The sequence below is a fragment of the Streptomyces sp. NPDC088817 genome (assembly GCF_044750345.1).
Lineage (GTDB): Bacteria > Actinomycetota > Actinomycetes > Streptomycetales > Streptomycetaceae > Streptomyces.
The window spans coordinates 39,682-53,007 of sequence record NZ_JBIVJN010000021.1; the positions used below are offsets into that span (position 1 = coordinate 39,682).

Annotated in this window: 9 protein-coding genes and 1 pseudogene; 4 read left to right on the plus strand and 6 right to left on the minus strand. The window is 73.0% G+C overall.

What is annotated here, in order from left to right:
• Positions 1 to 94: 94 nt before the first annotated feature.
• Positions 95 to 1,528, plus strand: a complete 1,434-nt coding sequence (locus ACIP4X_RS31170; protein ID WP_401351538.1) for a PP2C family protein-serine/threonine phosphatase — start codon at positions 95 to 97, stop codon at positions 1,526 to 1,528.
• Positions 1,529 to 1,549: 21 nt separating this feature from the next.
• On the opposite strand, the gene ACIP4X_RS31175 is transcribed toward ACIP4X_RS31170, so the two are convergent.
• Positions 1,550 to 3,043, minus strand: a complete 1,494-nt coding sequence (locus ACIP4X_RS31175) for a hypothetical protein (RefSeq protein ID WP_391459127.1) — start codon at positions 3,041 to 3,043, stop codon at positions 1,550 to 1,552.
• A gap of 233 nt (positions 3,044 to 3,276) precedes the next feature.
• On the opposite strand from ACIP4X_RS31175, the gene ACIP4X_RS31180 reads away from it, so the two are divergent.
• Entirely contained in the window at positions 3,277 to 4,416 is a 1,140-nt protein-coding gene (locus ACIP4X_RS31180) for an aminoglycoside phosphotransferase family protein (RefSeq protein ID WP_401351540.1), read from the plus strand.
• Positions 4,417 to 4,751: 335 nt separating this feature from the next.
• Positions 4,752 to 6,734: an N-acetylmuramoyl-L-alanine amidase gene (locus ACIP4X_RS31185; protein ID WP_401351542.1), complete on the plus strand. Its 1,983-nt coding sequence runs from the start codon at positions 4,752 to 4,754 to the stop codon at positions 6,732 to 6,734.
• A gap of 69 nt (positions 6,735 to 6,803) precedes the next feature.
• Here ACIP4X_RS31185 and ACIP4X_RS31190 read toward each other — a convergent pair whose 3' ends face one another.
• The 5 genes and pseudogenes from ACIP4X_RS31190 to ACIP4X_RS31210 all read right to left on the minus strand — a co-directional run bounded on the left by ACIP4X_RS31190 (position 6,804) and on the right by ACIP4X_RS31210 (position 11,133).
• On the minus strand, positions 6,804 to 7,301 hold the full coding sequence (locus tag ACIP4X_RS31190; protein WP_358733763.1) for a hypothetical protein: 498 nt from the start codon (positions 7,299 to 7,301) through the stop codon (positions 6,804 to 6,806).
• Between the two features lie 413 nt (positions 7,302 to 7,714).
• Positions 7,715 to 8,617, minus strand: coding sequence for a universal stress protein (locus ACIP4X_RS31195; protein WP_401351544.1), 903 nt, complete (start codon positions 8,615 to 8,617; stop codon positions 7,715 to 7,717).
• 125 nt (positions 8,618 to 8,742) lie between these two features.
• The gene (locus tag ACIP4X_RS31200; RefSeq protein WP_358733759.1) at positions 8,743 to 8,985 is read right to left on the minus strand and encodes a DUF397 domain-containing protein; all 243 of its coding nucleotides are present in this window, start codon (positions 8,983 to 8,985) and stop codon (positions 8,743 to 8,745) included.
• A 38-nt stretch (positions 8,986 to 9,023) separates the two neighbouring features.
• Positions 9,024 to 9,637, minus strand: a pseudogene (locus ACIP4X_RS31205) (GNAT family N-acetyltransferase).
• Positions 9,634 to 11,133 (minus strand): acyl-CoA synthetase, encoded by a 1,500-nt coding sequence (locus ACIP4X_RS31210; RefSeq protein WP_401351545.1) that lies wholly within the window; start codon positions 11,131 to 11,133, stop codon positions 9,634 to 9,636. The pseudogene ACIP4X_RS31205 and the gene ACIP4X_RS31210 overlap by 4 nt, the downstream one beginning before the upstream one ends.
• Before the next feature lie 194 nt (positions 11,134 to 11,327).
• Between ACIP4X_RS31210 and ACIP4X_RS31215 the strand changes: the two genes are divergently transcribed.
• The gene (locus ACIP4X_RS31215; protein WP_401351547.1) at positions 11,328 to 13,118 is read left to right on the plus strand and encodes a serine hydrolase; all 1,791 of its coding nucleotides are present in this window, start codon (positions 11,328 to 11,330) and stop codon (positions 13,116 to 13,118) included.
• Positions 13,119 to 13,326: the final 208 nt, after the last annotated feature.

The following is a 13,326-nucleotide window of genomic DNA, read 5'->3' on the forward strand; positions in this document are numbered from 1 at the left end:
CCGTCGGCTGTGCCACAGTCTTAGGGCCTGCTGCGAAAGTCCCCAGCGCCCCTCACGCCGCCCCGGCCGAACCGTTCCCGCATCGGAGTGCGCCATGCCGCCCCATGTCTCCGCGGACCGCTCCCCCGCCCAGTCACCCGGGGGCGGCCCGGTCGACGCGCTGATATCCCAGGCGCGCCGGCTCAGAGGCGAGGTGGACGCCGTGCGGCGGGACGCGCGGGGCGACGCCTCGGATCCGCGGGGTAGGTGGGAGCGCGCCCTGTGCGATCTGGCGCTGCGCCAGCTCAACGATCTGGACGCGCACTTGGCGCAGTTACGGGACGGGCCGCCACCGGCGCCCGCCGGGCCCTCCGCCGTCCCGCGCGGCTCGCTGCTCAGCCGTGTCGGCAGCGCCGAGTGGAATCTGCTGACGGACGAGGCCGCCTGGTCGGGCGAGCTGTTCCGGATCCTCGGCCGCGACCCGGCCGTTCCCCCGCTCACCCTGGACGAACTGCCCTGCGTGGTGCTGGACGAGGACCGGCCCCGGCTGACCGCCATGGTCACCGACTGCCTGGTCGACGCCAAGCCGATCGACGGGGAGTTCCGCATCGTGCGGCCGGACGGAACCGTCCGCGCGGTGCACATGATGGGCGAGCCCGTGCTCGACGCCGACGGCGGCACCGCCTCGATGTGGGCGGTGCTGCGGGACGTCAGCGAACTGCGGCTCAGTCAGTCGGCCGTGCGCGAGACCCGTGACTCGCTGCACCGCCACCGGCATCGCGCGCAGACCGAGCACCGGCTCGCGGTCGAGCCGCAGGAAGCCGCGCTCCCCCCGTGGCGTGGCTTCCTGCGGCTCCCGCACCGGGGCCGCCCGGGACTCGACCTGGCCGCCCACCACCTGCCGTCCTCCACCGGCACCCCGGCCGGGTTCGACTGGTACGACGCGCTGGGGCTGCCCGACGGCGGCACCCTGCTCGGCACCGGAAGACTCACCGGCCGCGGGCCGGACGCCACCACGGGCGCGGCGATGCTGCTGGGCGCCCTGCGCGGCATGGCGATGGCGGGAGCCCGGCCGGAACAGCTGATGACCTGGCTCGACCAGTTGCCGGCCGCGACCGAGCAGCCCGCCGCCGGCAGCGCCGTCTGCTGCCAGTACCGGCCCGCCACCCGCACCCTGACCTGGGCGCGGGCGGGACACCCCGCCCCGCTGCTGTACCGCGGCGGGACGGGGCGGATGCTGGACGCCCCGGACGGCGCCCCGCTCGGCACCGTTCCCGGAGCCTCCTACGGGCAGGCCGAGGAGACCCTGGAGCCGGGCGACCTGCTCCTGCTGCACACCGACGGACTGGCGCCCCGGTGCGGGTCCCCGCGCGCCGGCACGGCCGCGCGTGAGGGACGGACGGCCACCGCACACCACCTGCTCGGCCTGGCCCCGCGGTTCACCGCGGCGCGCGACGCGCAGGAGTGCGTACGGACGGTCGTGGAGGAGTTCACCGGAACCGGGCGCGAGGACGACGCCTGTGTGCTGGTCGCCCGGGTGACGTCGTAGCCCGCGTACGGAACCGGAACCCTACGCCGGTGCGCTCCCGGCGTTCCTGCCCTTCGGCCCCGGCAGCGCCAGCCGGATCTCCTCCCTCAGCTGGCCGACCTTCGGATAGGTGGCGTACTCGGCGGTGAGCCGGTACATCTCGCGCAGCCGGTCCCAGGTGCGCCGGGAGGAGTTCGAGCCCATCGCCATCAGAGCCAGCCGCGCGTACCGGTCGGCCTGTTCGGGGTCGTCCGCGATGAAGCAGGCGGAGGCCATGGACAGATGGTCGAAGATCTTCGACCGCTCGCGTCCGTCGACCCGCAGGGCCAGTGCCTTCTCCGCGTAGTGCTGGGCGTGCGCGGCCGCGTCCGGGTCGTGCTCGGCCAGTGTACGGTAGGCGAGCGCCTGCATGCCGTACAGGTCCTCGTCCTTGAAGGTCTGCATCCAGTCGAGCGGCTCCGCGTCGCCGGTGTCGGAGACGAAGAGGTCCTCCGCCCGTCCGAGGGTGCGGCGCATCGCCTGGCCCTTGCCCATCGAGGCCTGCGCCCAGGCCTCGATGGTGTGGAACATGGCCTTGGTGCGCGGCTGGAGGCGGTCGCCCGCGCCGGAGTGGGCGAGCTTCATCAGGTCCAGTGCGTCGTCGGGCCGGCCCAGGTGCACCATCTGGCGTGCCGCGCGGGACAGTGCCTCCCCGGCCCGCGGCCGGTCGCCGCCCTCCCTGGCGGCGTGGGCGGCGATGACGAAGTACTTCTGGGCGGTGGGTTCCAGGCCGACGTCGTGGGACATCCAGCCGGCGAGGACGGAGAGGTTGGCGGCGACGCCCCACAGGCGCCGCTGGAGGTGGGGTGGGTGGCGGTAGGCGAGCATGCCGCCCACCTCGTTGAGCTGGCCGACCACCGCCTTGCGTTGCAGCCCGCCGCCGCGGGCGGCGTCCCAGGCGCGGAACACCTCCACCGAGCGTTCGAGTTCCTCGATCTCCTGCGACCCGACGGGGGCGGCGTCGTAGCGGTCGAACCCGGCGGGGTCGGCGTGCAGGGGACGGTCGAGGGCGGGTGTTTCGGCCTTGAGTGTCGGATCGGATTGCAGCCAGTCGTGCATGGCGCTGCTGAGTGCGGAGCCCGCGGCGAGCGCGGCGCCCGCGCCCACCAAGCCGCGTCGGTTGAGCATGAGGTCCATTCCCGTGAATTCGGTGAGGACCGCAGCGGTGCGCTCGGGCGCCCACGGCACTCCGTCGGGATGTTCCTCACTCCCGTCGCCCTGCCGTTTCCCTGTACGCCCGTGCCGCACCAGACCGAGGTCCTCGATGGTCACGACACGGCCGAGACGCTCGGTGAACAGGGCCGCCAGCACCCGTGGCACCGGATCGCGCGGGATCTCTCCCATGTCGATCCAGCGCCGCACCCGGGAGGTGTCGGTCGCCAGCTGGGGGTGGCCCATGGCCGCCGCCTGCCGGTTGACCAGCCTCGCGAGTTCCCCTTTGGACCAGCCGGCCAGGCCGAACAGGTCCGCGAGACGGGTGTTGGGTTGTCCTGTCACGTCAAGCCCCCAGGTACTCGGCTGAGTTGACAGTAGACCCGCCGCGACTTGCCGGGCGACTATTCGCCAGGGTTCGCCAGGGTGCGCCACATGGTGTGCCAGTGCGCGCCGGGTGTCAGGTAGGAACGCGCCACCCCGACCCGGTCGCCGAGGGACATTCCCCAGGGTGCACCCGGGCGTCCGGGCCGGGAGGCGCTGAAGCAGCAGGCACACGAAGGGATCGGTCCCGCCACATGTACGCAGCATCGTCCTCCGTGTCCGCCCCGCCCCGGTCGCTGCGTCCCCGTCCGGGCGTCGGCGGCCCCTACCTCGACCCCGTGCGTCCGGCGGCCCCCGCGCTCGGTGCCGGCCGGACGCGCCACGCCGTGGGGCCCGGCACGCAACCGCTGAGCGGGAGACTCGACCTGTCCGGCCCTCAGGGCGCGCAACTGCGTACGGCGATCGCCTCGGTGCACCGGATCTGCCCGGAGTTCGCTCCGGTGCAGGTGCTGCGCCGCAGCGGGCGGTCCGTGCTCCTGGTCGGCACGATCGGGCGCGGCACCGCTGTCGCCAAGTGTTTACTCGACCACTCCCCCGCGTGGGCGGAGCGCTACCGGCACGAAATAGCCGCATACCGCTCGTTCGTCCGGCACCGGCCACCGGTCCGTGTGCCCCGGCTGATCGCGGCGGACCCGGACAACTGCACGCTGGTGATCGAACGGACGCCGGGTCGGGTGGCCGCGCTGCAACGGCACCCGGTCGAGGCCCCGCCGCGGGCGGACATCGGGGCGGCTCTGAGCGCGATCTGCCGGCTGAACGCCTGGCGGCCCCCGGCGGGCACCTTCGACGCCCCGCTGGACTACGCGGCCCGTATCTCCCGGTACCACGAGCTGGGTCTGCTCACCGACCGGGACCTGGGTGACCTGCAGAAGCTGCTGCGCGGCATCGCGCACGCCGCCGGCCGGCAGGGCATGGGCCAGTTCTGCCACGGCGACGCGCTCCTCGCCAACGTCCTGCTCTCCCCGGCCGGTCCCGTACTGGTGGACTGGGAGCACGCGGGCTGGTACCTGCCGGGCTACGACCTGGCGACGCTGTGGTCCGTGCTCGGGGACGCGCCGCTCGCGCGGCGGCAGATCAGCCAGCTCGCCCAGTCGGCGGGCCCGGCCTCGCGGGACGCGTTCCTGGTGAACCTGATGCTCGTGCTCACCCGGGAGATCCGCACGTACGAGACGGCCGTGCAGCGTTCCCTGCACGACACTACCCCGGCCGCACCGGGCACGGCCCACCCGGGTGCCGTGCCGTCCGGCGAGGAACAGCGGCTGCTGCTGCGGCGGCTCCACGACGACTGCCAGCTGGCCCGCCGGGCCGTACGCGCGGCCGTCGGCACCCGCTGACCGGAACGACGGTCCGCGGCGCACCCTGCGACACGGGTGCGCCGCGGACCTTTGCCGTGCCCGCCCTTGACCGGCTCCCGTGCGGCTCCTTCCGCGGACGTCGCACTCGGGTCGGAAGTTCACCTCTTTCGAAGCAGTGGCCGCGGGAGCCATTGGTGTAAGCCACTGACGCCGCGCAGGCCTCGGGCACGCCGCGGCGAAACTCGCCGAGATGCTGCTTGACATGGGAAATCGCCTTGCTGTGCGCATGATTGACGGATCGTCGGGCAGCCGGTACCACTGATCCACGCCGGCCCCGCACGCCCCGCTACGCCCGAGCGCCCCAGGAGGCTGCATTGCGAGGATCCGCCACCACCGACCCCAGAACCATGCCGGGACGCGGAAGCGCGCGCGCCGCGGCGGGAGTCGTCGCCTCGGCCGCGCTGCTGCTGCCGCTGCTCGGCGGCGCCCCGTCCGCGGGCGCCGCCACGGACGAGACCGGCCGGTTGCAGCAGGCGTTCGCGTCCGCGTCCGCCGAGTACCACGTGCCGCTCAGCGTCCTGCTGGGCGTGTCCTATCTCCAGTCGCGCTGGGACGGGCACGGCGGCGCCCCGAGCGTGACCGGCGGCTACGGGCCGATGCACCTGACCGACGCGCGCACCGCGCTCGCCTCGGCCCCGCACCACGCCGAGGGCTCGGAGGACGCGCGCGGTGACGACGCGCGGGCCGCCCTGCACCCCGAGGCGGAGGTGCCGTCGGACTCGGCCCTGCCCGCCCGACTGAAGACGCTGCCCCGGGCGGCGGGGCTGACCGGGATCCCCGCCGAGCGGCTGCGGGAGGACGAGTCGGCGAACATCGCGGGCGGCGCGGCCCTGCTGGCGGCCGCCCAGAAGAAGCTCGGCGAGCCGCTGAGCGCGGATCCGGCCGACTGGTACGGCGCGGTGGCCCGGTACTCCGGCGCGGACGACAGCGCGACGGCGGCGGCCTACGCCGACGACGTGTACAACGTGATCCGCTCGGGTGAGCGGCGCACCACCGATTCGGGGCAGCGGGTCGCCCTGGCCGCGCGGCCCGGCATCGCCCCCCGCAAGGCCCAGCTGACGCGGGCGGCCCTGCCCCTCGCCTCTTCGGCGGGCACCGAGTGCCCGGCCTCGGTGTCCTGCGAGTGGGTTCCGGCGCCGTACGAGGAGTTCGGCGGGAACGACTACGGCAACCACGACGTGGGCGACCGGCCGAAGACGCAGTCCATCCGGTACATCGTCATCCACGACACGGAGGGCAACTGGGACGGCGTCCTCAACCTGATCCAGGACCCCACCTATGTGTCCTGGAACTACACGCTGCGGTCCACCGACGGGCACATCGCCCAGCATGTGAAGGCCAAGGACGTGGCCTGGCACGCGGGCAACTGGTACATCAACGCCAAGTCGATCGGCCTGGAGCACGAGGGCTTCCTCGCCTCGCCGGACGCCTGGTACACGGAGGCGATGTACCGGTCATCGGCGCGGCTGGTGAAGTACCTGGCACGGAAGTACGACATCCCGCTGGACCGGCAGCACATCCTCGGCCATGACACCGTGCCCGGGACGACCACCGGGAACATCCCGGGCATGCACACCGACCCGGGCCCGTACTGGGACTGGCGGCACTACTTCAAGCTGCTCGGCCACCCGTTCCAGGCGTCCGCGGGCAAGAAGGGCGGTCTGGTGACGATCCGCCCCGACTACGCGGCCAACCGGCCCGAGTACACGGGCTGTGTCACCAGCGGCAAGCCGTGCGCGGCGCACGGCTCCAGCGAGGTGCGGCTGTACTCGCAGCCCGACACCTCCTCGCCGCTGATCAAGGACATCGGTCTGAGGCCGGACGGCAGCCCGTCGACGATCGACGTGAACGACGTGGCCTCGCGGGTGGAGACCGGGCAGCAGTACGCGGTCGCCGACCGGCAGGGCGACTGGACGGCGATCTGGTACCTGGGACAGAAGGCCTGGTTCCAGAACCCGGCGAAGCAGCCGACGGCGGTGAACGCGGCCGGCACGGTGGTGACGCCCAAGGCGGGGCTGGACAGCGTGCCGGTGTACGGCAGGGCCTACCCGGAGGAGGGTGCCTATCCGGTGGGCGTGCCCGTCCAGGCGGTGTCGCCGCTGCCGTACAAGCTGCTCGCGGGGCAGAAGTACGTGGTGGGCGATCTGCTGCCGGGTGAGTACTACTACTCGGCCACCTTCACCACGGACTCGCACCGGGTGGTGGTCGGCAAGGACATGTACTACGAGGTCCAGTTCGGGCACCGGGTGGCGTTCGTGCGGGCCGCGGACGTACAGGTGAAACGCTCGTCCCGGTAGCGGGCCGAGAGCGTACGAGAACGACGTGAGGGGCCGGTCCCGTGGGGGCCGGCCCTTTCGCGCGGCCGGTCAGCCCTGCTGGAACAGCTCGGCGGGCAGCGGCTTGAGCAGGGTGTACAGGTCGTCGGTGATCGGCCGGTCCCAGGCCGCGATGGTGACCAGGACGCCGTCGCTGCGGTCGAACTGCACGCAGGAGACACGGCTCTCGGAGAGCCTCAGCCGCCGCACGATCAGCAGGTTGTCGCCCTGGAGCACCGGCATGTCCTCGCTGCCGACGACGGTGACCTCCTCGTCGTTCTCCAGGGCCAGCAGGAGCTGCGCCACCTCGAAGGGGACCTCGCCCTCGGCGACCTCACGGGCCGCCGAGCCCTCGGGCAGGTTGCCGATGATCATCGCGGTGCCGCGGCCGCCGAACAGGTCGTAGCGCAGGAACACGCCCTGGCAGGTGCCGTCGGGCGCGGGCAGCAGACCGGCGCCCAGGTTGCCGGGCCAGTCGCCCGGATCCATGGCCAGGACGTCGAAGTCGGGCCCGGCGGGCGTGGCGTGGCGGCGGCGGAGGAACGACATGCCGCCATGGTACGTTCCCCGCCCGGCCCCGCGGCGTGAGGGAGGCCACCGACCGGGGGTGGAATCACCCGGTGCCCTTCCCGGGGTGCGACGCGTGGTGCGACGCGTGGTGGCGGCGTCACGGGCGCGGCCCCGGAGCACGAGGTGGCCTGCTCGGAGAGGGGGCGGTGCTCCGGGACGCGTCGCGCTGCGGGTGCGTGGTGGGCGGCGGGTGCGCGGCGGGTGCGCGGTACGCGGCCGGTGCGCGGTACGCGGCCGGTGCGCGGTACGCGGCCGGTGCGCGGTACGCGGCCGGTGCGCGGTACGCGGCCGGTGCGCGGTACGCGGCCGGTGCGCGGTACGCGGTACGCGGCCTGAGGGCGGAGCGCCGTACGGCTGGGTGAGGAGTGCGGCGGGCAGCGGAGTGACCGGCGTCACTCCTCCGGCGGTGACGGGGGGATCACCGCGACGGGGGCGGCCACGTGCAGGAGGACGGCCTGGGTGACCGAGCCCATCATGCGGGCGGGTGCCAGCAGGCGCCGGCGGTGGCGGCCGACCACGACCAGCTCGGCGTCGCGGGAGGCGGCGACCAGCAGGCCGGCCGCGTCGCCGGGCACCACGTGGGGCTCGGCGGGCACCTCGGGGTGGCGGGTGCGGTGCGGGGCGAGGAAGCCCTCGGCCAGGGTGCGGGTCTCGTTCTCCACGGCGTCCCGGTCGGCCATGAGCGTGGTGACCTCCGCCGGGGCCACCCAGGCCGGAGGCGGCCACGGGTAGGCGGCGACCACCTGGAGCCGGGCCCCGCGCAGGGCGGCCTCCGTGAAGGCGAAGTCGAGCAGGGCGTCGTCGGGGCTGTCGACGTTGACGCCGACGACCACCCGCGGCCCCGGGCCGGCCGCCGTCTCGCCGTGCACCTCGCGGCCGGGCCGGGGCACCACGACGACCGGGCACTCGGCGTCGCGGGCCGCGGCCAGGCTGCTGGAGCCGAGGAGCAGGCTGGCGAAGCCGCCGCGCCCCCGGGAGCCCAGCACCAACAGCTGGGCGCTGGAGCCGAGTTCGGGCAGCATCGCGCCCGGAAGCCCGTCCAGGCCGGCGTACTCGACCTGCGTGCCGGAGGCGCGCTCCCCCAGATGGGCGCGTGCCTGGTCGAGCACCGGATCGCCGTCGTCGCCGGGCGGTCCGGCGACGAGGACGTCGGGCTGGGCCATGGGCGCGTACTGGCGGACATGGACCGCGCGCAGGGGCGCCCCGCGCCGCCGGGCGGCGTCGAGGGCCCAGTCCAGGGCGCGCAGGCTGTCGTCGGAGCCGTCGACGGCGGCGACGACCGGTGGGGTGCTCATGAGGTTCCTCTCCTCCGGACGGAGACCTTCCCGCGGGCCCGGCGTCGCCCGGCCGCCGGCCCGGCGGGGCTTTCAAGGTCTGCTGTCCCCGGAGGCGGGGGAAAACACCCCTGGCGCGCGTCCGGTCAGGTGAGGTTGAACTCCCCCTGCCGTGCCCCTGACATGAACGCGCCCCACTCGGCGGGGGTGAAGATCAGGGAGGGGCTTTCCGGGCGGCCGCCGTTGCGCATCGCGATGAAACCCTCGACGAAGGCGATCTGGACATCTCCCAGGCCACCGCTGCTGGACTGCCACTTCGCGCTGCTGAGATCCAGATCCGGCTTGTCCCATCCCGCGAGCGCGTGCTGCTGGACAGTGCTCTCGGCCACGTCCGTGCTCCTCCCCAAATCGTCGTCCGCGGGTCAGCCTAGCGATCGAGTCCCGGCGTCAACAGGCCACGTGAGGGGGACTTTTCAGCGCAGGCGCCGGGCCGCGCGCGGATGTGCAGATGCCCGTCGAGCGGGTAGCCGGGCGGCGCCGCAGGAAGGATCCCGGCCTGCTCGTACCCGCATTTGAGCGCGACCCGGCAGGAGGCCGTGTTGTCCACCTGGTGCAGCAGTTCCAGCCGGTCCGGCCCCCGGTTTCCGAACAGGGCGAAGGCCCAGTCGGTCAGGGCCAGCAGGGCCCGGGGCGCCACTCCCCTGCCGCGTGCGTGCGCGGCGGTCCAGTAGCCCACCTCGGCGGACGGGACGCCGGGACGCAGGCCCTTGACGACGGCGTGCCCCACCAGCCGCTCGCGCCCCTCGGGACCTTGCGCCTCCAGGACGGCGAACGAGAACCGGTCCCCCGTCTCCCGGTCCCGCTGCCGCTCCCGGATCCACCGGGCCGCGCCGTTCCGGTCGTCCACGACCTGACCGGCCCAGCGCGCAGCGCCTCGTCCCGGTACGCCTCGACCAGGTCGGCCGCGTCCGCCGTGTGCCAGGGGCGGAGGGTCAGTGTGGGGGCCTCCGGGGTCGCCTTTGGTGTCGGGTGTGTCGTCATCGTGCGGTGAACCGGTCGCGCAGTTCCCTCTTGAGGATCTTTCCGCTGGCGTTGCGCGGCAGTGCGTCCACGAAGATGACTTTCTTGGGGGCCTTGAACGACGCGAGCTTCTCACGGGCGTGGGCGATCAGATCGGCCTCGGTGACCTCGCCGTGCGAGACCACGAACGCGGTGACGGCCTCGATCCACCGCTCGTCGGGGAGCGCGACCACGGCCGCCTCGGCGACACCCGGGTGCGCGTAGAGGACGTCCTCGACCTGGCGTGAAGCCACCAGTACGCCACCGGAGTTGATGACGTCCTTCACCCGGTCGACCACCGTGTAGTAGCCGTGCGGGTCGCGGACGGCCAGGTCGCCGGAGCGGAACCAGCCCGCGCGGAACGCCTCCGCGGTCTCCTCGGGCATGTCCCAGTAGCCCTCGCACAACTGCGGTGAACGGTAGACGATTTCGCCCGGTGTGCCGTCGGGCACGTCGTCGCCCTCCTCGTCGACGACGCGGGCGTCCACGAACAGCACCGGCCGACCGCACGAGTCCATGCGGCCCTTGTGCTCGTCGGGCCCGAGGACCATGGCCAGCGGGCCGATCTCGCTCTGGCCGAAGCAGTTGTAGAAGGCGAGTCGCGGCAGGAGCTCCCGGAGGCGTTCCAGGACCGGCACCGGCATGATCGACGCGCCGTAGTACGCCTTGCGCAGTCCGCCGAGATCACGGGTGGCGAAGTCGGGGCGCCCGGCCAGTCCGATCCAGACCGTGGGCGGCGCGAACAGGCTGTCCGCGCGTCCGGCCTCGACCAGCTCGAGGATCCGGTCACCGTCGGGCGCGTCGAGGACGATGTTCGTCGCGCCGACGGCGAGGTACGGCAGCAGGAACACGTGCATCTGCGCCGAGTGGTAGAGCGGCAGCGCGTGGACGGGGCGGTCCCCCGCGCTGAAGTCGAGCGCGGTGATCGCGCTCAGGTACTCGTGGACCAGCGCCCGGTGCGTCATCATCGCACCCTTGGGCAGCGCGGTGGTGCCCGAGGTGTACAGCAGTTGCACCAGGTCCTCGGAACGCGGCTCGGGGCCGTCGTACGGGAGTGTGGCCGGCAGCCGGGCGAGCAGCGAGTCGTCCGCGTCGCGCAGCGGCAACGCCCTGACCCCGGCCGGGAGCCGTCCGGCCAGGTCGGGATCGGTGAGCACGAGGGAGCTGCCCGACTGGCCGACGATGTGGGCGAGATCGTCGCCGGTGAGGCTCTGGTTGACGGGCACGTGCACCAGGCCGGCGCGGGCGCAGGCGAGGAAGCCGATGAGGTAGGCGTCGGAGTTGTGGCCGTAGGCGGCGACGCGGTCGCCGCGGGCGAGGTCCTGGCCGAGCAGGACGTTCGCCGCGCGGGAGACGGCGTCGTCGAGCTCGGCGTACGTCCAGGTGCGCTCGCCGTACTCGACGGCGACGCGTGCCGGGGTGCGCCGGGCACTGCGCCGCAGGACTCCGTCGACCGTACTGCCGTGTCCAGGCGTCATGACACATGATCCTCGTTCCGGCGCGGCGGAAGGTCAAGAAACCCCGTGAACACCGGCCGCACGAGCCTGCTTGACGCCCAGTCAGGTTCGCACAGGACACGCACGCACCGTTGACACAGCCCTCACCTGACACGAAAGTTTCACCCCGCACGACCATCCCCGAAAGATACTTTCAGACGATGGGCGGAGGCCTCATGACGACCGAGGACGCGGCAAGCAGAGCAGCGGCAGGCGGGCTGACACGCCGCCAACTGGGCAGGACCACCATGGCGTTGGGAGGGGCCCTCGCGCTCGCGGCGCTGCCCGCGGGACCGGCCGCCGCCGCCCCGGCGAACGGCAGCCCCACCCTGCGGTACGGATCCCCCGAGCGGGCCGGTCTGCTGGCCGCCCCGCTGCGCCGACTCGTCGAGGACGCCGAGGCCTTCCTCGGCCCGTCCCCCACGCACCCCTGGTACGCGGGCGCCGTGCTGCTCGCCGGGCGCGGCGGGACCGTGGCGCTGCACGAGCCGATCGGCATGGCGGTGCGCTACTCGGCGTACGACGAGAAGACCGACACCGCCGTGGAGTTCCCGGCGGACCAGCGGATCCCGATGACCCGGGACACCGTCTTCGACCTGGCCTCGGTCTCCAAGCTGTTCACCTCGCTGCTCGCGGTGCAGCAGCTCGAACGGGGCACGCTGGAGCTGGAGGGCAGGGTCGCGTCCTACCTCCCGGACTTCGGGCGGGCGGGAAAGCAGGAGGTCACCATCCGCCAACTCCTCACCCACACCTCGGGATTCCGCGCCTGGATCCCGCTGTACGACGCGCCCACGTACGAGGGGAAACTCGAACTCCTCCGGAACGAGGCGCTGATCAACCCGCCCGGTACCGCGTACCTGTACTCGGACCTGAACATGATCTCCATGCAACTCGTCCTGGAGGCGGTCACCGGACAAACCCTCGACACCCTGCTGCACGAGCGGATCACCGGGCCGCTCGGCCTCGACGGCACCCGCTACAACCCGCCCGCCTCCTGGAAGCCGCGGATCGCGGCCACCGAGGACGCCCGCAAGCCCTGGTCGGGCCTGGACCGCGGCCTGGTGTGGGGCGAGGTGCACGACGAGAACGCGTTCAGCCTCGGCGGTGTGGCAGGGCACGCGGGCGTGTTCTCCTGCGCGTGGGACCTCGCGGTGCTGGGCCGTACGCTGCTCAACGGCGGCGCGTACGGGCGTACCCGCGTCCTGCGGCCGGAGTCGGTGGAGCTGATGTTCACCGACTTCAACACCGCCTTCCCCGGCGACGCGCACGGTCTCGGCTTCGAGCTCCACCAGCACTGGTACATGGGCGCGATGGCCACTCCGCGCACTGCGGGGCACACCGGGTTCACCGGCACGTCGCTGGTCCTCGACCCGACCACCGACTCGTTCCTGATCGTCCTCGGCAACTCCGTGCACCCGGTGCGCAACTGGCGCTCCGGCTCCGCTCCGCGGGTCGCCACCGGCAACGACCTGGCCCGGGCCGTACCGGTCCGTGCGACGCGCGGCCGCACGGCGTGGTTCTCCGGGATGGCGAGTTCCACGACGGCGACCCTGACCCTCCCCTCGCTCGACACCTCCGCCGGCGGCGCACGGCTGCGCTGCGACCTGTGGTGGGACACCGAGCCCGGATCGGACGTGCTCGTCCTGGAGTGCACGCCGGACGGCGGCGCCACCTGGCAGCCGGTGCCGTTCACCACGACGCGCCGCGGCGAGGAGCCCGAGCGGCACCCGACGGGCATCGCCACCGGTTACTCGGGCCGGGTCTGGCACGGGCTCACGGCCGACCTCCCGGCGGCCGGACGGCTGACCCTGCGCTGGCGGTACACGACGGACCGCCTGTACGTGGGCCGTGGCGCCTACGTCGACGCCCAGCGCGTCGGGACCGGCCGCGCCGTCCTGTTCGACGAGGCACGCCCGGCGGACTCGTCCCGTATCGAGGCGAAGGGCTGGACGGCCTCCGCGGACTGAGGAAATCAGCACCGGTCGACTTCGATCAATTCCGGCCTACCTGCACTCGGGAAATCAACAACAATCGCCAACAGCGGAAATAGACGAATACCATTCCCCTTCCTTTCCCTCAGGCCCCATTCACCTCCCCCACCAGCGGCGCGGCGACGGAAATAAAAAGCTCACGAATGCGGGTCCCATCCGCATCACGGGCGATAATGTGAATCCG

Bases quoted from the DNA above. Each gene is read 5' to 3' on its own strand.
- ACIP4X_RS31195 (WP_401351544.1), bottom strand. From the start codon at position 8,617: ATGAGCACCCCACCGGTCGTCGCCGCCGTCGACGGCTCCGACGACAGC.
- ACIP4X_RS31170 (WP_401351538.1), top strand. From the start codon at position 95: ATGCCGCCCCATGTCTCCGCGGACCGCTCCCCCGCCCAGTCACCCGGG.
- ACIP4X_RS31180 (WP_401351540.1), top strand. From the start codon at position 3,277: ATGTACGCAGCATCGTCCTCCGTGTCCGCCCCGCCCCGGTCGCTGCGT.
- ACIP4X_RS31215 (WP_401351547.1), top strand. From the start codon at position 11,328: ATGACGACCGAGGACGCGGCAAGCAGAGCAGCGGCAGGCGGGCTGACA.
- ACIP4X_RS31190 (WP_358733763.1), bottom strand. From the start codon at position 7,301: ATGTCGTTCCTCCGCCGCCGCCACGCCACGCCCGCCGGGCCCGACTTC.
- ACIP4X_RS31210 (WP_401351545.1), bottom strand. From the start codon at position 11,133: ATGACGCCTGGACACGGCAGTACGGTCGACGGAGTCCTGCGGCGCAGT.